This window comes from Pantoea sp. M_9, assembly GCF_008631385.1.
Classification (GTDB): domain Bacteria; phylum Pseudomonadota; class Gammaproteobacteria; order Enterobacterales; family Enterobacteriaceae; genus Pantoea; species Pantoea eucrina.
The window spans coordinates 25,946-42,638 of record NZ_VWUF01000017.1; the positions used below are offsets into that span (position 1 = coordinate 25,946).

Below are 16,693 nucleotides of genomic sequence, written 5' to 3' on the forward strand. Positions count from 1 at the left end.
CTGAAAAAGTGAACTCCTGATAAAGATATTCAAACCGAAGTGATCTATAAACGCAGATAACTGCGCAGCACTGTTTCAATAACAACAACAATCGGTGAACAACATGGATAAAATTCATGCAATGCAGGTTTTTGTACGCGTCGCGGAGATGGGCAGCTTTACCCGTGCTGCTGAAAGTCTGGGTTTACCAAAAGGCAGCGTGTCGCGTCAGCTGCAGGCGCTGGAGAACCAGATGGGCACGCGCCTGCTGCATCGTACCACCCGGCGCGTGCACCTCACCCAGGATGGACTGGTCTATTACGATCGCTGCCTCGATCTGCTGTCGATGATGGAGGATATGGACAGTCTGTTTCAGCATGACCCGGCGACGCTGAGCGGCAAGCTGCGGGTCGATATGTCGGTGGCGATGGCCACCAGCTTTATTTTGCCGCGCCTGCCGGAGTTTCTGCAGCACTATCCCGGCATTGAGATTGAGCTGAGCAGCAGCGATCGCCAGGTGGATGTGATTCGGGAGGGGTTTGACTGCGTGGTGCGCGTGGGCGAGCTGAAAGATTCCGGTCTGATTGCGCGAAAAATTGGCACCTATGCCTTGATCAACTGCGCCAGTCCCGACTACCTTTCCCGCTTTGGCCGTCCGATACGGCTGGAAGAGCTGTCGCAGCACGCCATGGTGCACTATACCCAGCAGCTGGGTCAGCCTGCGCCGGGATTTGAATATTTCGATGGCCGCCAGTGTCACTATGTGCAGACCGGCGGCGTGGTGACGGTCAACAGTACTGAAACCTACCGTGCCGCCTGTCTCGCCGGGCTGGGGATTATTCAGGTGCCGGCAATGGGCGTTCAGCCGCTGCTGGAGTCGGGTCAGCTGGTGGAAGTGCTGCACGCTTTTCCGGCAAAGCCGATGCCGATTACGCTGCTCTATCCGCACCGCCGCAACGTGGCGCGCCGCGTGCGGGTGTTTATGGAGTGGCTGAGTCAGGTGCTGCAGGAGTATGTCACCTGACACATCCGCCGCCGCCCTTATTTACGGTATATAATTTCAGTTTCGCAGTGAACAGGATGCCTATCGTCTATGACAGACAAAACAACCCAGGAGTCAGCCGCCGATCCAAAGCCGCTGATCGATATCCACACCGGTAATAAAACCGTGGATGGCTCAATTCGTCGCGTGTCGCGTTTTGCCGCGTGGTTTCAGTCTATTCCGGCCGTCGCGCACTTTATCCGGGCGCTGGATCGCTTTAATGACCGGCTGGGCAGCCAGTTTGGCGCGGCGATCACCTACTTCTCCTTTTTATCGCTGATCCCGATTCTGATGGTGTCGTTTGCCGCCGTGGGATTTGTGCTGGCCTCCAATCAGGATCTGCTGTCGGAGCTGATTAACAAAATTGTCAGCAGCATCAGCGATCCCACGCTCGCCACCACGTTAAAAAATACCGTGAACACTGCGATTCAGCAGCGCGCTACCGTGGGTCTGACCGGTCTGCTGCTGGCACTCTATTCCGGTATCAACTGGATGGGCAACCTGCGCGAAGCGGTCCGCGCGCAGTCGCGCGATGTCTGGGAGCGGACGCCGGATGATAAAGAGGTGTTCTGGAAGAAATATCTGCGCGACCTTTTTTCACTCCTGGGGTTGATGCTGGCGCTGGTGATCACCCTTTCGCTGACGTCGATTGCCGGTGCGGCTCAGGCAGCGATTGTCAGCGCGCTGGGGCTGGATGGCATCGACTGGCTGCGTCCGGTGATGACAATTATTGCCCTCTCCATCTCGGTGCTGGCGAATTATCTGCTGTTCCTGTGGATTTTCTGGATCCTGCCGCGCCATAAGCCGCGTAAAAAAGCGCTGCTGCGCGGCACGCTGCTGGCAGCTATCGGCTTTGAGGTGATTAAATTTGTTATGACGCTGACGCTGCCGAAGCTGGCGACCTCTCCTTCAGGCGCGGCCTTTGGTTCAGTACTCGGCCTGATGGCATTTTTCTACTTCTTTGCCCGCCTGACGCTGTTCTGCGCCGCGTGGATCGCCACGGCGAAATATAAAGGCGATACGGAGATGCCGCAGCCGCGCCAGCCCTCCTGACAACGGGCACAGGGCAACTCCCTGAACAGTAAAACCTGTTTCCTGCTGGCGAATTTTAGCGCACCCGCCAGCAGGAAACGCCAGCCAGTCACTTTTATTTAGCGGTTTAGCAGCGATTCACGCCAGAAAAACGTTTCCTGCCGCTGCCATTCGCCACCATTCCGGTTAACTCAGACATTATCCTCTTTTTCGCCGAAAATCGTCGTTTTGCGACGCTTTTTGCTCATTGAATGCCGCATACCAGGTGCGTAATATTTCTGGTTTACATTTACAATTAAGAAACATTTATGCAAGCCTCCATCACAGAAACACCTGACGCGCTGCACGACGAGGCGCCGGTCAATTCACGCGGTAAAGTTGTCGTAGCTTCCCTGGTCGGTACGGCTATCGAGTTCTTCGATTTCTATATTTACGCCACCGCAGCGGTTATCGTCTTCCCGCATATTTTCTTTCCTCAGGGGGACGCCACGGTTGCGACGCTGCAGTCGCTGGCAACCTTTGCCATCGCCTTTGTCGCGCGGCCAATCGGCTCGGCGGTGTTTGGTCACTTCGGCGACCGCGTTGGTCGTAAAGCGACGCTGGTCGCTTCGCTGCTGACGATGGGCGTCTCAACAGTGCTGATTGGTCTGCTGCCTGGCTATGAAACCATTGGCGTTGCCGCGCCGCTGCTGCTGGCACTGGCGCGCTTCGGTCAGGGGCTGGGACTGGGCGGCGAATGGGGCGGTGCCGCGCTGCTGGCAACCGAGAATGCACCGGCGAAAAAGCGCGCGCTTTACGGATCGTTCCCCCAGCTGGGCGCACCGATCGGCTTTTTCTTTGCCAACGGTACGTTCCTGCTGCTCTCCTGGCTGCTGACCGACGAGCAGTTTATGCAGTGGGGCTGGCGCGTGCCGTTTATCCTTTCTGCGGTACTGGTGCTGATCGGCCTCTACGTGCGCGTCTCGCTGCATGAGAGTCCGGTTTTTGCCAAAGTGCAGAAGGAGCAGAAGCAGGTGCGTATGCCTATCGGCACGCTGCTGAGCAAACATATGACGGCGACCATACTCGGCACCTTTATCATGCTGGCTACCTACACGCTGTTCTACATCATGACCGTCTACTCAATGAGCTACGGCACCGCGCCGGCGCCGGTCGGACTGGGCTACTCGCGCAACAGTTTCCTCTGGATGCTGATGGTGGCGGTAATCGGATTTGGCGTAATGGTGCCGATTGCTGGTCTGCTGGCCGATCGCTTTGGTCGCCGCAGAACGATGATCACTATTACGCTGATGATTATCGCGTTTGCGCTGATGTTCCCGCTGCTGCTCGGCTCCGGCTCGCAGATTCTGGTGATGGGCTTTCTGCTGCTGGGCCTGAGCATTATGGGCCTGACGTTTGGCCCGATGGGTGCGCTGCTGCCGGAGCTGTTCCCGACCGAAGTGCGCTATACCGGTGCCTCTTTCTCTTATAATTTGTCATCTATTCTGGGGGCGTCCGTAGCGCCCTATATCGCCACCTGGCTCAATGCAAACTATGGCCTGCAGGCAGTAGGTTTCTATCTGGCCGCCATGGCGGTGCTGACGCTGATTGCCCTGATCGCCTGCAAAGAGACGCGGCACCAGACGCTGTATGATGCGGCATAAACGCGTATCCTGATGCAGGATGTATCGCGGCAGGGGCCGCATTTATGCGGCCCTTTGTACCAGGGCGCCATTAATGGCGCCCCTACAGAGGTGTATCACGTAGGGGCCGCATTTATGCGGCCCATTATGCCGGGACGGTGCGGCGTTGAGCCAGGGCGCCATTAATGGCGCCCCTACGGGGGGTGTGGCGCCCGTGCGGGGATATATCACGTAGGGGCCGCATTTATGCGGCCCGTTATGTCGGGATGGTGCGGCGTTGTGCCAGGGCGCCATTAATGACGCCCCTACAGAGGTGTATCACGTAGGGGCCGCATTTATGCGGCCCGTTAGGCCGGGACGGTGCGGCGCAATAAAAAACCCCGGCAGGCCGGGGTTTGATAAGGCTGAAAATTGTCGGATGGGGCTTAGCCAGCTACCGCGATACGTTTCATATCGGTCATGTAGCCACGCAGTTTACGACCAACGGTTTCAATCGGATGCTGGCGAATCGCTTCGTTAACGTCACGCAGCTGTGCGTTATCAACCTGAGTGCCTTCTGTCGCTTTGCCCAGATCGCCCGGCTGCAGCGTGGTCATAAACTCCTCCAGCAGCGGTACCGCGGCGAATGAGAACAGGTAGTTGCCATACTCAGCGGTATCAGAGATCACCACGTTCATCTCATACAGGCGCTTACGTGCGATGGTGTTAGCAATCAGCGGCAGCTCATGCAGCGACTCATAGTATGCAGACTCTTCAATGATGCCGGCGTCTACCATGGTTTCAAACGCCAGCTCAACGCCCGCTTTTACCATCGCGACCATCACCACGCCTTTGTCGTAATACTCCTGCTCTTCAATTTTGCCCTCAAACTGCGGCGCGTTTTCAAACGCCGTTTTACCGGTCTCTTCACGCCAGGTCAGCAGGTTTTTATCATCGTTCGCCCAGTCAGCCATCATACCGGAGGAGAATTCACCCGAAATGATGTCATCCATATGCTTCTGGAACAGCGGAGCCATGATCGTTTTCAGCTGCTCAGAAAGCGCATACGCACGGATTTTTGCCGGATTAGACAGGCGATCCATCATCAGCGTAATACCGCCAAACTTCAGTGATTCAGTGATGGTTTCCCAGCCGAACTGGATCAGTTTTTCGGTGTAGGCGACATCGTGCCCTTCAGCCACCAGCTTATCGAAGCAGAGCAGCGAACCCGCCTGCAGCATGCCGCACAGAATGGTCTGCTCACCCATCAGATCCGATTTTACTTCCGCTACAAAGGAGGACTCCAGCACGCCTGCGCGGTCACCGCCGGTAGCCGCAGCCCAGGCTTTCGCGATAGCCATGCCTTCGCCTTTCGGATCGTTTTCCGGGTGCACGGCGATAAGCGTCGGAACACCAAAACCACGTTTATACTCTTCGCGCACTTCTGTACCCGGACACTTCGGTGCCACCATTACCACGGTGATATCTTTGCGGATAGTTTCGCCCACCTCAACAATGTTAAAGCCGTGCGAGTAGCCCAGCGCAGCGCCATCTTTCATCAGGGGCTGAACCGCTTTCACAACAGAGGAGTGCTGTTTGTCTGGCGTCAGGTTAACCACCAGATCCGCCTGCGGGATCAGCTCTTCATAGGTACCGACTTTAAAACCATTTTCTGTTGCTTTGCGGAACGAGGCGCGCTTCTCTGCAATCGCTTCTGCACGCAGCGCATAGGCTACATCCAGCCCGGAGTCACGCATATTCAGGCCCTGGTTCAGGCCCTGTGCGCCGCAGCCCACGATCACTACTTTTTTACCTTTCAGGAAGCTGGCGCCATCGGCGAACTCATCGCGCGCCATAAAGCGACATTTGCCCAGCTGCGCTAACTGATTGCGCAGGTTTAATGTGTTGAAGTAGTTAGCCATGGGGTACTCCGCATCAATGTTGTGTTTGCATTATTGTCTGATAGCGGCGCCTGCTTCAGCGCTGCGAATGACCCCATCATATGACAGGAAATCCATTGCTTAAATTGATATATTAACAACGTCACGTTGCAATTTTTGCAATACAAAATGTCAGGAGATCCCGGATGGATTTACGCGATTTAAAACTCTTTCTGCATCTGGCAGAAAGCTGCCATTTTGGCCGTACGGCACGCGCCATGCACGTCAGCCCTTCTACGCTGTCGCGCCAGATCCAGCGGCTGGAAGAGGATGTCGGCCATGCGCTGTTTCTGCGGGATAACCGCACCGTGACGCTGACGGAAGCGGGTGAGCGGCTGCGCCAGTTTGCCCAGCAGACGCTGCTGCAGTATCAGCAGCTGCGTCACGTCATGGATCTCAACGGCCCCTCGCTAAGCGGTGAGCTGCGTCTGTTCTGCTCGGTGACTGCCGCTTACAGCCACCTGCCGCCGATTCTCGATCGCTTTCGTGCTGAACATCCGCAGGTGGAGATCAAGCTCACGACCGGCGACGCGGCGGACGCCATTGAGATGGTGCAGTCGGGTGAGGCGGATCTGGCTATCGCCGGCCGGCCGGAGTCGCTGCCCGCCAGCATCGGCTTTACGCCGCTGGGGCTGATCCCGCTGGTGCTGATTGCGCCGGCGCTGCCCTGCCCGGTACGCAGCCAGGCCACGCAGACGCAGCCCGACTGGTCGCAGATTCCGTTTATTATTCCGGATCAGGGGCCGGCGCGGCGCGGCATTGATCTCTGGTTCCGGCGCTATCGTCTCGCTAATCCGCAGATCTACGCTACGGTGGCGGGCCATGAGGCGATTATCTCTATGGTAGCGCTGGGCTGCGGGATTGCGCTGGTGCCGGATGTGGTGCTGGAGAACAGCCCTGAGCCAGTGCGAAACCGGGTGATGACGCTGGAGAACGTGGAGTCAGTTGCGCCGCTGCAGCTGGGCGTTTGCGTACAAAAAAAGCGGCTCGGGGAGCCGCTGATTCATGCATTCTGGCATCTGCTCTGATTACTGGCCAGCCAGGAAGAAACGAAACGCCGGATTATTCGCCTCATCGTGCCACTCGTAACCCAGTGCCGTCAGGTGAGTTTCAAAATCGGGTTCTTTGTCATTCACTTCAAATGCCGCCAGCACGCGACCAAAATCGGTGCCGTGGCTGCGGTAGTGGAACAGTGAGATATTCCAGTGCGCGCCCAGCGTCTGCAGAAACTTCAGCAGCGCGCCCGGCGCCTCCGGGAACTCAAAGCTGAACAGCCGCTCGCGCAGCGGTTTTGACGGACGCCCGCCGACCATATAACGCACATGCAGCTTGGCCATCTCATCATCAGAGAGATCCACCACCTGGTAGCCCCCTTCAGTCAGCTGACTGATGATCTCGCCGCGTTCTTCAAGACCGCGCGTCAGACGCACGCCGACAAAGATGCAGGCGCTGTCCGCATCCGCATAGCGGTAGTTAAATTCTGTGACCGATCGGCCGCCCAGCGTCTGACAGAACGTCAGAAAGCTGCCCTGCTGTTCAGGAATGGTTACTGCCAGCAGCGCTTCCCGCTGCTCTCCCAGCTCGCAGCGTTCGGAAACATAGCGCAGGCCGTGGAAGTTGACGTTGGCGCCCGACAGCACGTGTGCCAGGCGCTCGCCTTTGATGTCATGCTGCTGGATATACTTTTTCATTCCCGCCAGCGCCAGCGCACCTGAGGGTTCCGCCACGGCCCGCACATCCTCAAACAGATCTTTCATCGCCGCACAGATGGCATCGCTGTCAACGGTGATAATGTCGTCGAGATACTCCTGACAGAGCCGAAAGGTTTCGCTGCCGATACGTTTCACCGCCACGCCCTCGGCAAACAGCCCGACGCGCGGCAGATCCACCGGCTCGCCCGCCGTCAGCGCAGCTTTCAGGCAGGCGGAGTCCTCAGACTCCACCGCGATGACTTTGATCTGCGGCATCAGCTGTTTAATCAGCACCGCCACGCCGGCCGCCAGCCCGCCGCCGCCAACCGGAACAAATACGCGATCAAGATGCGCATCCTGCTGCAGCAGCTCCATCGCCAGCGTGCCCTGTCCGGCAATCACTGCCGGATGGTCAAACGGCGGCACAAAGGTGTACCCCTGCTGCTGCGCCAGCTCAATCGCTTTGGCCTTCGCCTCATCGAAATTTGCGCCAAACAGAAAGGCTTCACCGCCAAACGCCCGTACCGCATCGACTTTGATATCCGCGGTGGTGAGCGGCATGACAATCAGCGATTTAATTCCCAGCGTGCTGGCTGAGAGTGCAACCCCCTGCGCGTGGTTCCCGGCAGAAGCGGTCACCACGCCGCGCGCTTTCTGCTCTTCGCTTAATCCGGCGATCATCGCATAGGCACCGCGCAGCTTGAAGCTGTGCACCGGCTGCCGATCTTCACGTTTCACCAGAACGGTGTTGCCGAGCCTTGATGAGAGTTTCTCCATCTTCTGCAGCGGCGTTACCTGCGCAATTTCATAAACCGGCGCACGCAGAATGGCACGCAGGTATTCCGCGCCGCCAGGCGACGCAGAGAGGGGTTGAGACTCAGCCATACCATCAGCCTCCCAGCTTCGACTTGTCGCGCACTGCGCCTTTATCCGCGCTGGTCGCCAGTGAGGCGTAAGCACGCAGCGCAAAAGAGACCTGACGTTCGCGATTATGCGGCGTCCAGGCGGCTTCTCCGCGCGCAGCTTCTTCTTCACGACGGGCGTGCAGCTCATTATCCGGTACCGCCAGCTTAATGCCGCGATTCGGGATATCGATCTCAATCAGATCGCCATCTTTTACCAGCGCAATGGTGCCGCCGCTCGCCGCTTCCGGCGAGGCGTGGCCGATAGAGAGGCCGGAGGTGCCGCCAGAGAAGCGCCCGTCGGTGATCAGCGCGCAGCTTTTGCCAAGGCCCATCGACTTCAGATAGGTCGTCGGATAAAGCATCTCCTGCATGCCCGGACCCCCTTTTGGCCCTTCGTAGCGAATGACGACGACATCACCGGCCACCACTTTACCGCCCAGGATCGCTTCAACGGCATCATCCTGGCTTTCATAAACTTTTGCCGGGCCTTTAAAGGTCAGGATCTCTTTATCGACGCCCGCCGTTTTAACGATACAGCCATCTTCTGCCAGGTTACCGTACAGGACCGCCAGGCCGCCATCCTGTGAGTAGGCGTGTTCGCGCGTACGGATACAGCCCTCAGCGCGATCGTCATCCAGCGTGTCCCAGCGACAGCTTTGCGAGAAAGCCTGCGTGGTGCGGATGCCCGCCGGGCCGGCGCGGAACATATCTTTTACGGCCTGGTCCTGTGTCAGCATGATGTCGTACTGATCCAGCGTTTCACGCATCGTCTGCTGCAGAATATTGCGTGCGCTGGTGTCAATCAGGCCAGCCCGATCCAGCTCGCCAAGAATACCGATTACGCCGCCGGCGCGGTGCACATCTTCCATATGATATTTCGGGGTGCTGGGCGCCACTTTACACAGCTGCGGTACTTTACGTGACAGGCGGTCGATATCGGAAATATTGAAGTCGATCTCGCCCTCCTGCGCCGCCGCCAGCAGATGCAGTACGGTATTGGTGGATCCGCCCATGGCGATATCCAGCGTCATGGCGTTCTCAAACGCTGCTTTGGTCGCGATATTACGCGGCAGCATGTTGGCGTCATCCTGCTCGTAGTAGCGTTTGGTCAGGCTCACAATGCGCTTACCGGCATTGATGAACAGCGCTTTACGATCGGCGTGGGTGGCCAGCAGCGAGCCGTTGCCCGGCTGTGACAGGCCCAGCACTTCTGTCAGGCAGTTCATGGAGTTCGCGGTAAACATCCCGGAGCAGGAGCCGCAGGTCGGGCAGGCTGAGCGCTCAATCTGCTCACTGTCGGCGTCGCTGACGTTGGGGTTCGCCCCCTGAATCATCGCATCCACCAGATCCAGCTTGATGATCTGGTCGGAGAGTTTGGTTTTTCCCGCTTCCATCGGGCCGCCGGAGACAAAGATCACCGGAATGTTGAGGCGCAGTGCCGCCATCAGCATGCCCGGGGTGATTTTGTCGCAGTTGGAGATGCAGACCATCGCATCCGCGCAGTGGGCGTTGACCATATACTCTACGGAGTCGGCGATCAGCTCACGTGACGGAAGTGAATACAGCATGCCGCCATGTCCCATGGCGATACCATCATCTACCGCGATGGTGTTGAACTCTTTTGCCACGCCGCCCGCTGCTTCAATCTGCTCTGCAACCAGCTTGCCGAGGTCGCGCAGGTGCACGTGCCCTGGTACAAACTGTGTGAATGAGTTCACTACCGCAATAATCGGCTTGCCGAAATCATCATCGGTCATTCCGGTGGCGCGCCACAGGGCACGGGCACCCGCCATATTACGGCCGTGGGTGGTGGTGGCTGAACGGTACTTAGGCATGCTCTATTTACTCCAGTCTGAAAAATGACGCGGGCGCTGCTGCCCCCGCGCTGATCTCTTGTTACGGATTAACCTGATCCAGCCAGCCATATTTATCTTCGGTTTCGCCGGTAAACAGGCCAAAGAACGCTTTCTGGATTCGGGTGGTCACCGGACCACGCTTACCTTCGCCGACCTGAATGCCATCAACGCTGCGCACCGGGGTGATTTCAGCAGCGGTGCCTGACATGAAAATCTCATCGGCCAGATAGAGCGACTCGCGCGACAGCACCTGCTCGCGTACTTCAATACCGAGATCGTGCGCCAGCTTGATAATCGCATCACGGGTGATGCCTGGCAGAGCGGAAGAGGTAAATGGCGGCGTAAACAGGATGCCATCTTTGACTTCAAACAGGTTTTCGCCCGCACCTTCAGAGATGTAGCCCTGCGTATCCAGCGCGATCCCTTCCTGATAGCCGTGGCGGCGCGCTTCGCTGCCCACCAGCAAAGAGGAGAGATAGTTACCGCCCGCTTTGGCTGCGGTAGGCAGCGTGTTAGGCGCCACGCGGTTCCACGAGGAGACCATGGCGTTGATACCCTGCTCCAGCGCTTCCGGACCGAGGTACGCTCCCCACGGGAAAGCAGCAATAATTACGTCAGTGGTAAAGCCGTCCGGCGGGTTAACGCCCAGACCCACATCACCGACAAACGCCAGCGGGCGGATATAGGCACTCTTCAGATTGTTAACGCGGATCACTTCGCGGCAGGCTTCCATCAGCTCGTCGACGCTGGCTTTGATGGGAAAACGATAAATTTTTGCGGAGTCGTGCAGACGCTGCATATGTTCGCGGTGACGGAACACTATCGGGCCTTTGTGCGAGTCGTAGCAGCGTACGCCTTCAAACACGGAAGTACCGTAATGCAGTGCGTGAGACATAACGCTGACCTTGGCGTCTTCCCACTTAACCATCTCTCCGTTGAACCAAATAAAGTCTGCTTTCTTCGTACTCATCGTTATGTCCTTTGGCGACTAAGCGCGGATTTGTTGTGTTGTCTGCTGCTGGATCTCGACACAGGCGACATCCAAAAGTTTGCGTAACTGGGAAGACAGTAAATCGACTGAGCGCTGGCTGGCAACGGTCATTTCGATATTAATGTTGTCTGCGTTGCTGGCGGAGCCCATATTCATCGCGCAGACCTGAAAGCCGCGGTGGCGAACAACGCGTAAAATGCGCTCCAGCACTTCCGGGCGAAAACGGGCTTCAATTGATAACTGATGCTGATTCATATGCTCTTCTCCATCATGTTTGCGTTGCTGGCACCCGGCGGGACCAGTGGCCAGACGTTTTCATGCTCATCAATCGAAACATGCAGGAAATAAGGTCCTTCGCTGTTCAGCAGAGCATCAATCGCGGCGTCAACTTCATCTTTACGGCTGATACGCTGGCCTGGAATATCAAACGCGCGGGCCAGCATCAGAAAATCGGGATTATCGGTCAGGATGGTCTCGCTATAGCGGCCATCGAAAAACAGCTGCTGCCACTGGCGCACCATTCCCAGCCGCTGGTTATCCAGCAGCAGAATTTTTACCGGCAGCTGTTTGCGTTTAATCGTGCCCAGCTCCTGAATGTTCATCATGATGGAACCGTCACCGGAGACGCAGATGACCGTATCATCAGGGCGGGCAATCTGCGCCCCCACGGCTGCCGGCAGGCCAAATCCCATGGTGCCGAGACCGCTGGAGGTGATGAAATTTTCCGGCGCGCTGAACTGCATATGCTGCGCGGTCCACATCTGATGCTGACCCACATCGGTGGTCACAACCGTACTGTCCGGTTTGCGATCGGAAACCTGCTTCAGCAGCAGCGGTGCGTAAATAGCGTCGCCGGGATGATCGTAGCGCCAGCTAAACTCCGCTTTCATCGCGCGGACTTCGTGACGCCATGCATCGATCTGCAGAGGCATACTCAGCGCGGGCAGTATCTGCCGGAGGTCGCCCGGCAGCGAAACGTGAGCACGGCGCAGTTTGTTCAGCTCCGCCGGATCGATATCGATATGAATAACGCTGGCATGCGGGGCGAAGGTATCCAGCTTGCCGGTCACGCGGTCATCAAAGCGGGCGCCTACTGCAATCAGCAAATCGCACGACTGTACGGCAAGGTTGGCCGCTTTAGTGCCGTGCATGCCCAGCATCCCGAGATAAAGCTCGCTGCTGCTCTCTGCACAGCCAAGCCCTTTCAGGGTTGAGACAACCGGGATGCCGCTTTCTTTTGCCAGCGCACGCAGTGCCGGCACCGCCTGCGCCATACCCACGCCACCCCCTACATAGAGGATGGGCTTTGCCGCACGTGCCATTAAGGCGCGCGCCTCATCAATATGCTGCGGCGAATGGGAAAGCGTCTCCTCAACCGGCAGCAGATGGGGCGTCAGTTCCGCGCTGGCAAGCTGGATATCTTTTGGAATATCAACCAGTACCGGCCCCGGGCGCCCCGACTGCGCGATAGCAAAGGCTTCGGCCATCACTGAAGGCAGATCGTCGAGCGATTCCACCAGAAAACTGTGTTTGGTGCAGGCCAGCGACAGCCCGAGGACATCAATCTCCTGAAAAGCGTCGGTTCCCATCACAGTGGATGAAACCTGTCCGGTGATGGCGACTACGGGAACAGAATCCATCATCGCATCCGCCAGGCCGGTGATCAGGTTAGTGGCTCCCGGACCAGAGGTTGCGATGCAGACGCCGGTTTTACCCGTAGCACGCGCATAGCCGATAGCCGCTATCACCGCGCCCTGCTCATGACGGCACAACAGATGTTCTACGCCGCCATCATATAGCGCATCGTACACGGGCATGATAGCGCCGCCAGGATAACCGAACACGGTATCAACGCCCTGTGCGCGTAATGCCTGAACTACCCATTGTGCACCTGTCATGGTTATTCTCCTGTAATCCTGTGAGAACAACAGAATTTTATGCTACTGCTCATAATCTGCTCCTCGCTAATCAGCTGATAGTTTGTCTGGTCAAAAAAAAACCCCCGGACCTTTCGGTGCGGGGGTTTTTGAGATTTCAGACTTGATTTTTAAGCCTTTCTTTCTCCAGACGCAGCCCCGCACGGTGGGTTAATAATCACCACCACGCTAATCACGACTAGGCTAATCACGGATAGAAGGGCTTTCATACGTTGTCTTTTTTTCACTTGTTCGAAGTAATGCCTACAGAGTTATCATAGTTACCGGGTCATTTACAATAATTTTCATCAGCCAATTTTTTGCGATTCCGATGTAATCTTCGTTATCACCTTGTAAAAACTAGGTTATTCAGATTTGTGATAAATATTCATTACGCCCGGCGCGTAATTGCACAATGCTTAGCGGAAGAGAGCGCGCATTTTTGGCGAAAACAGTGAAACAAGAGAAAAAAACAGGGGATAAAGCGGGCAAAATGGCACAACCGGGATCGCAGATAGCGCGCTGAGGAGCAAGGATAGAGGCAACAAGGAGGGGTGATGTCTTTATCTAAAGTTCTGACCCGTGCGGCACTGGGAATCGAAGCGCCGCTGGTGACCGTCGAGGTTCATATCAGTAATGGATTGCCTGCGCTGACGCTGGTCGGCCTGCCTGAAACCACGGTTAAGGAAGCTCGCGAACGGGTACGCAGCGCCATCATTAATAGCGGATTTAGCTTTCCGGCCAAACGTATCACTATCAATCTGGCGCCTGCTGACCTGCCTAAAGAGGGCGGTCGCTACGATCTGCCCATTGCTATCGCGCTTCTCGCAGCCTCAGAACAGCTGCCAGGGGAAAAACTTACGCGCTATGAGTTTCTGGGTGAGCTGGCGCTTAACGGCGCGCTCTGTGGCGTGCAGGCCGCAATTCCGGCCGCTATGGCAGCGCTCAGAGCCGGCCGCCAGATGATTGTTGCTGAACAGAATCAGCAGGATGTGGGATTAATCCAGCAGGGCGAAACGCTGACCGGCGTGCATCTTAGTGAAATATGCGCTTTTCTGCACAATCAGACCACGCTCAGAGTGGCGCAGACCGTTACCGAAGAGGCCGCAGACTCACCGCAGGATCTGCGTGACGTTATTGGTCAGCAGCAGGGACGCCGCGCGCTGGAGATTGCAGCAGCAGGCGGACATAATCTGCTGCTGCTCGGGCCACCCGGTACAGGCAAAACGATGCTGGCCACACGTCTGCCGGGCATTATGCCACCGCTGGACGACAGTGAAGCGCTGGAGTGTGCGGCAATTGCCAGCCTGGTCAGTACTGGCGAACAGCGTGCTCAGTGGCGCAAGCGCCCTTTCAGGGCGCCTCATCACAGCGCCTCACTCTATGCGCTGGTTGGCGGAGGCTCTATACCCCGCCCGGGTGAAATCTCACTGGCGCACAATGGCGTACTGTTTCTGGATGAGTTACCGGAGTTTGATCGCCGCGTCCTTGATGCGCTGCGCGAACCTATCGAGTCAGGCGAAATTGCACTCTCCCGTACGCGCGCTAAAGTGACTTATCCTGCGCGCTTCCAGCTGATAGGCGCAATGAATCCCAGTCCCACCGGGCATTACCAGGGCAATCACAACCGCTGTTCACCACAGCAGGTACTGCGCTATCTCAGCCGGTTGTCAGGACCCTTTCTGGACCGCTTCGATTTATCGCTTGAGATCCCGCTGCTGCCAGGCGGCACCCTTAGTCAGCAGGCTGTCACCGGCGAGAGCACTGCGGAGGTCAGGGAACGGGTACTGGCAGCCAGAGCACGACAGCAGGCGCGCGCCGGCAAAATTAATGCCCATCTTACTAATGCGGAGATCGCACGTGACTGTGCGTTGTTACAGGCTGATGCAGAGTGGCTGGAAGAGATACTGAATACGCTGGGTTTGTCGGTGCGTGCGTGGCAGCGCATCCTGAAAGTGGCCAGAACCATCACCGATCTTGCCGGGGAAACACAGATAGCACGGCCGCATCTGCAGGAAGCGGTGAGCTACCGCAGTATCGATCGTTTGATGATTTATTTGCATAAGACGCTGGAATAAAAACGGGGCTATTCCGAGCCCCGTTTTATCAGTCATCGCTGTCGCTGAAATCTTCAACCGTATCCATCTGCGGCTTGCCACCCGAGAGGGTGTGAAAGCGCTTGGGACGCTTGATGCGGGCGATATACTTAGACCAGACGCGCTCTGCTTCAGTCATCGGCTCACGTTGTCCGCGGCACACTTCAAGAAACGACCGCTCCTCTTCTGTTACCGGTTCGCGTTTTGCCAGATCAAGCTCATTAAAGGCGTATCCGTGACGCTCCAGAAGCTGGGCTTCTTTAATAGTGAAATCACCATGACGTGAAAATCCACGTGGATAATGTTTGTTATCGAAGAAACGATTTGTTGTTGCGAAGCTTTCCGCCATTTTACACGCTCCTGATTCTCATATGGCCGTGCTATTTATGGCGCGGAGTATTAGATAGGCTTGACAGAGTGTAAAACAAAACATTTAAATCAGTACGACAAACAAATTTTGGGAGAATAGTGTGGATACGGAATTACTGAAAACTTTTCTGGAGGTGAGCAGAACGCGTCATTTTGGACGTGCTGCGGAGGCGCTGTACCTTACGCAATCTGCTGTCAGTTTTCGCATCCGTCAATTGGAAAATCAGCTGGGCGTAAATCTCTTTACCCGCCATCGTAATAATATCCGCCTGACTTCAGCAGGTGAGCGGTTATTGCCTTATGCGGAAAGCCTGATGAGTACCTGGCTGATGGCAAAGAAAGAGGTTTCGCATACGCAGCAGCATCATGAGCTCTCAATTGGTGCCAGCGCTTCCCTGTGGGAGGCTTATCTCACGCCCTGGCTTCAGACGCTCTATGAGAACCGTGAAAGTCTGCATATGGAAGCCCGCATTGCCCAGCGTCATCTGCTGGTTAAACAGCTGCATGAGCGGCAGCTTGATCTGCTAATCACAACGGAAGCGCCAAAAATGGATGAGCTGACCAGCCAGCAGATTGGTCATATTTCACTTGCTCTGTTCCGGGCGCGTAAAACGGAAAAACGCGAGAAGTATGATTATATCAAGCTGGAATGGGGCGCGGATTTTCATCAGCATGAGAGCTATTTGTCCAGTGATGATGTTCCGGTGTTAACCACGACATCAGCACATGTAACGCGGGAACTGTTACACACTACCGGGGCCTGTGCTTTCTTACCCGATTCCTGGCAGGGCATATATAACGATATTGTGCCGATCCCCGATACACCGGTAGCGGTGCGTCCGCTATATGCGGTCTGGCTGCAGAATAGCGATCAGCAAACGCATATCCGTCAGCTGCTTAAATTTCCGGTTCTGACGCATTGAGATAGCAGATTGAGAAGGGTCTGAAGCTGTGAAAGCGGGCGCAGACTCTTTATTTTTTGAAAGGATGCCAAAATATCCTGAATTTCAGGCAAAAAAAATCCTTTGCCGAAGCAAAGGATTGTTTTCTGGCAGGGGCGGAGGGACTCGAACCCCCAACACCCGGTTTTGGAGACCGGTGCTCTACCAATTGAACTACGCCCCTAAATAGGGTGGCGGAACGGACGGGGCTCGAACCCGCGACCCCCTGCGTGACAGGCAGGTATTCTAACCAACTGAACTACCGCTCCACCGATTCTTTACTGCCCTCAGGACCGCGCCTGAAGCCAGGTGTTTCGCCCTCTCCGCGTCACCG

The 16,693-nt window shown here is 56.4% G+C and carries 14 protein-coding genes and 2 tRNA genes; 6 read left to right on the forward strand and 10 right to left on the reverse strand.

Features of this window, described 5'->3' with window-relative positions:
- The first annotated feature begins 103 nt into the window (after nucleotides 1-103).
- From F3I15_RS16810 to F3I15_RS16820, 3 genes are all read left to right on the forward strand, one after another.
- The gene (locus tag F3I15_RS16810; protein ID WP_071669257.1) at nucleotides 104-1,003 is read left to right on the forward strand and encodes a LysR family transcriptional regulator; all 900 of its coding nucleotides are present in this window, start codon (nucleotides 104-106) and stop codon (nucleotides 1,001-1,003) included.
- A gap of 69 nt (nucleotides 1,004-1,072) precedes the next feature.
- Nucleotides 1,073-2,074, forward strand: a complete 1,002-nt coding sequence (gene yhjD, locus F3I15_RS16815) for an inner membrane protein YhjD (protein WP_150018694.1) — start codon at nucleotides 1,073-1,075, stop codon at nucleotides 2,072-2,074.
- 287 nt (nucleotides 2,075-2,361) lie between these two features.
- Entirely contained in the window at nucleotides 2,362-3,696 is a 1,335-nt protein-coding gene (locus tag F3I15_RS16820) for an MFS transporter (protein WP_039381113.1), read from the forward strand.
- Between the two features lie 404 nt (nucleotides 3,697-4,100).
- On the opposite strand, the gene ilvC is transcribed toward F3I15_RS16820, so the two are convergent.
- A complete protein-coding gene (ilvC, locus tag F3I15_RS16825; RefSeq protein WP_094112051.1) occupies nucleotides 4,101-5,576 on the reverse strand; it encodes a ketol-acid reductoisomerase in 1,476 nt (491 codons plus the stop codon).
- 164 nt (nucleotides 5,577-5,740) lie between these two features.
- Here ilvC and ilvY point away from each other — a divergent pair, with 164 nt between their 5' ends.
- On the forward strand, nucleotides 5,741-6,622 hold the full coding sequence (ilvY, locus tag F3I15_RS16830; protein ID WP_150018695.1) for an HTH-type transcriptional activator IlvY: 882 nt from the start codon (nucleotides 5,741-5,743) through the stop codon (nucleotides 6,620-6,622).
- On the opposite strand, the gene ilvA is transcribed toward ilvY, so the two are convergent.
- The 6 genes from ilvA to ilvL all read right to left on the reverse strand — a co-directional run bounded on the left by ilvA (nucleotide 6,623) and on the right by ilvL (nucleotide 13,183).
- On the reverse strand, nucleotides 6,623-8,170 hold the full coding sequence (ilvA, locus tag F3I15_RS16835; RefSeq protein WP_150018696.1) for a threonine ammonia-lyase, biosynthetic: 1,548 nt from the start codon (nucleotides 8,168-8,170) through the stop codon (nucleotides 6,623-6,625).
- 4 nt (nucleotides 8,171-8,174) lie between these two features.
- Nucleotides 8,175-10,025, reverse strand: coding sequence for a dihydroxy-acid dehydratase (gene ilvD, locus F3I15_RS16840; protein ID WP_150018697.1), 1,851 nt, complete (start codon nucleotides 10,023-10,025; stop codon nucleotides 8,175-8,177).
- A 61-nt stretch (nucleotides 10,026-10,086) separates the two neighbouring features.
- Entirely contained in the window at nucleotides 10,087-11,016 is a 930-nt protein-coding gene (locus F3I15_RS16845; RefSeq protein WP_150018698.1) for a branched-chain amino acid transaminase, read from the reverse strand.
- 18 nt (nucleotides 11,017-11,034) lie between these two features.
- A complete protein-coding gene (ilvM, locus tag F3I15_RS16850; protein WP_039381130.1) occupies nucleotides 11,035-11,292 on the reverse strand; it encodes an acetolactate synthase 2 small subunit in 258 nt (85 codons plus the stop codon).
- A complete protein-coding gene (gene ilvG / locus F3I15_RS16855) occupies nucleotides 11,289-12,935 on the reverse strand; it encodes an acetolactate synthase 2 catalytic subunit (protein WP_150018699.1) in 1,647 nt (548 codons plus the stop codon). Before ilvG ends, ilvM begins: the two co-directional genes overlap by 4 nt.
- A 149-nt stretch (nucleotides 12,936-13,084) precedes the next feature.
- Nucleotides 13,085-13,183 carry an ilv operon leader peptide gene (gene ilvL / locus F3I15_RS16860; RefSeq protein ID WP_071669254.1) on the reverse strand — a complete coding sequence of 33 codons (99 nt, stop codon included), beginning with the start codon at nucleotides 13,181-13,183 and terminating at the stop codon, nucleotides 13,085-13,087.
- 327 nt (nucleotides 13,184-13,510) lie between these two features.
- Here ilvL and F3I15_RS16865 point away from each other — a divergent pair, with 327 nt between their 5' ends.
- Nucleotides 13,511-15,031: a YifB family Mg chelatase-like AAA ATPase gene (locus F3I15_RS16865; RefSeq protein WP_150018700.1), complete on the forward strand. Its 1,521-nt coding sequence runs from the start codon at nucleotides 13,511-13,513 to the stop codon at nucleotides 15,029-15,031.
- 28 nt (nucleotides 15,032-15,059) lie between these two features.
- Here the strand turns inward: F3I15_RS16865 and F3I15_RS16870 are convergent, their stop codons facing one another.
- Nucleotides 15,060-15,398 carry a DUF413 domain-containing protein gene (locus F3I15_RS16870; protein WP_150018701.1) on the reverse strand — a complete coding sequence of 113 codons (339 nt, stop codon included), beginning with the start codon at nucleotides 15,396-15,398 and terminating at the stop codon, nucleotides 15,060-15,062.
- Between the two features lie 121 nt (nucleotides 15,399-15,519).
- Here F3I15_RS16870 and hdfR point away from each other — a divergent pair, with 121 nt between their 5' ends.
- Nucleotides 15,520-16,341, forward strand: a complete 822-nt coding sequence (gene hdfR / locus F3I15_RS16875; RefSeq protein ID WP_039381140.1) for an HTH-type transcriptional regulator HdfR — start codon at nucleotides 15,520-15,522, stop codon at nucleotides 16,339-16,341.
- Between the two features lie 126 nt (nucleotides 16,342-16,467).
- Here the strand turns inward: hdfR and F3I15_RS16880 are convergent.
- Nucleotides 16,468-16,543, reverse strand: a tRNA-Trp gene (locus tag F3I15_RS16880).
- 8 nt (nucleotides 16,544-16,551) lie between these two features.
- Nucleotides 16,552-16,628: transfer RNA gene (locus F3I15_RS16885), tRNA-Asp, on the reverse strand.
- Between the last annotated feature and the right edge of the window lie 65 nt (nucleotides 16,629-16,693).

What these genes read in the sequence shown, in the direction of transcription:
- F3I15_RS16810 (WP_071669257.1), top strand. Translation starts at nt 104, where the DNA reads ATGGATAAAATTCATGCAATGCAGGTTTTTGTACGCGTCGCGGAGATG.
- yhjD (WP_150018694.1), top strand. Translation starts at nt 1,073, where the DNA reads ATGACAGACAAAACAACCCAGGAGTCAGCCGCCGATCCAAAGCCGCTG.
- F3I15_RS16820 (WP_039381113.1), top strand. Translation starts at nt 2,362, where the DNA reads ATGCAAGCCTCCATCACAGAAACACCTGACGCGCTGCACGACGAGGCG.
- ilvC (WP_094112051.1), bottom strand. Translation starts at nt 5,576, where the DNA reads ATGGCTAACTACTTCAACACATTAAACCTGCGCAATCAGTTAGCGCAG.
- ilvY (WP_150018695.1), top strand. Translation starts at nt 5,741, where the DNA reads ATGGATTTACGCGATTTAAAACTCTTTCTGCATCTGGCAGAAAGCTGC.
- ilvA (WP_150018696.1), bottom strand. Translation starts at nt 8,170, where the DNA reads ATGGCTGAGTCTCAACCCCTCTCTGCGTCGCCTGGCGGCGCGGAATAC.
- ilvD (WP_150018697.1), bottom strand. Translation starts at nt 10,025, where the DNA reads ATGCCTAAGTACCGTTCAGCCACCACCACCCACGGCCGTAATATGGCG.
- F3I15_RS16845 (WP_150018698.1), bottom strand. Translation starts at nt 11,016, where the DNA reads ATGAGTACGAAGAAAGCAGACTTTATTTGGTTCAACGGAGAGATGGTT.
- ilvM (WP_039381130.1), bottom strand. Translation starts at nt 11,292, where the DNA reads ATGAATCAGCATCAGTTATCAATTGAAGCCCGTTTTCGCCCGGAAGTG.
- ilvG (WP_150018699.1), bottom strand. Translation starts at nt 12,935, where the DNA reads ATGACAGGTGCACAATGGGTAGTTCAGGCATTACGCGCACAGGGCGTT.
- ilvL (WP_071669254.1), bottom strand. Translation starts at nt 13,183, where the DNA reads ATGAAAGCCCTTCTATCCGTGATTAGCCTAGTCGTGATTAGCGTGGTG.
- F3I15_RS16865 (WP_150018700.1), top strand. Translation starts at nt 13,511, where the DNA reads ATGTCTTTATCTAAAGTTCTGACCCGTGCGGCACTGGGAATCGAAGCG.
- F3I15_RS16870 (WP_150018701.1), bottom strand. Translation starts at nt 15,398, where the DNA reads ATGGCGGAAAGCTTCGCAACAACAAATCGTTTCTTCGATAACAAACAT.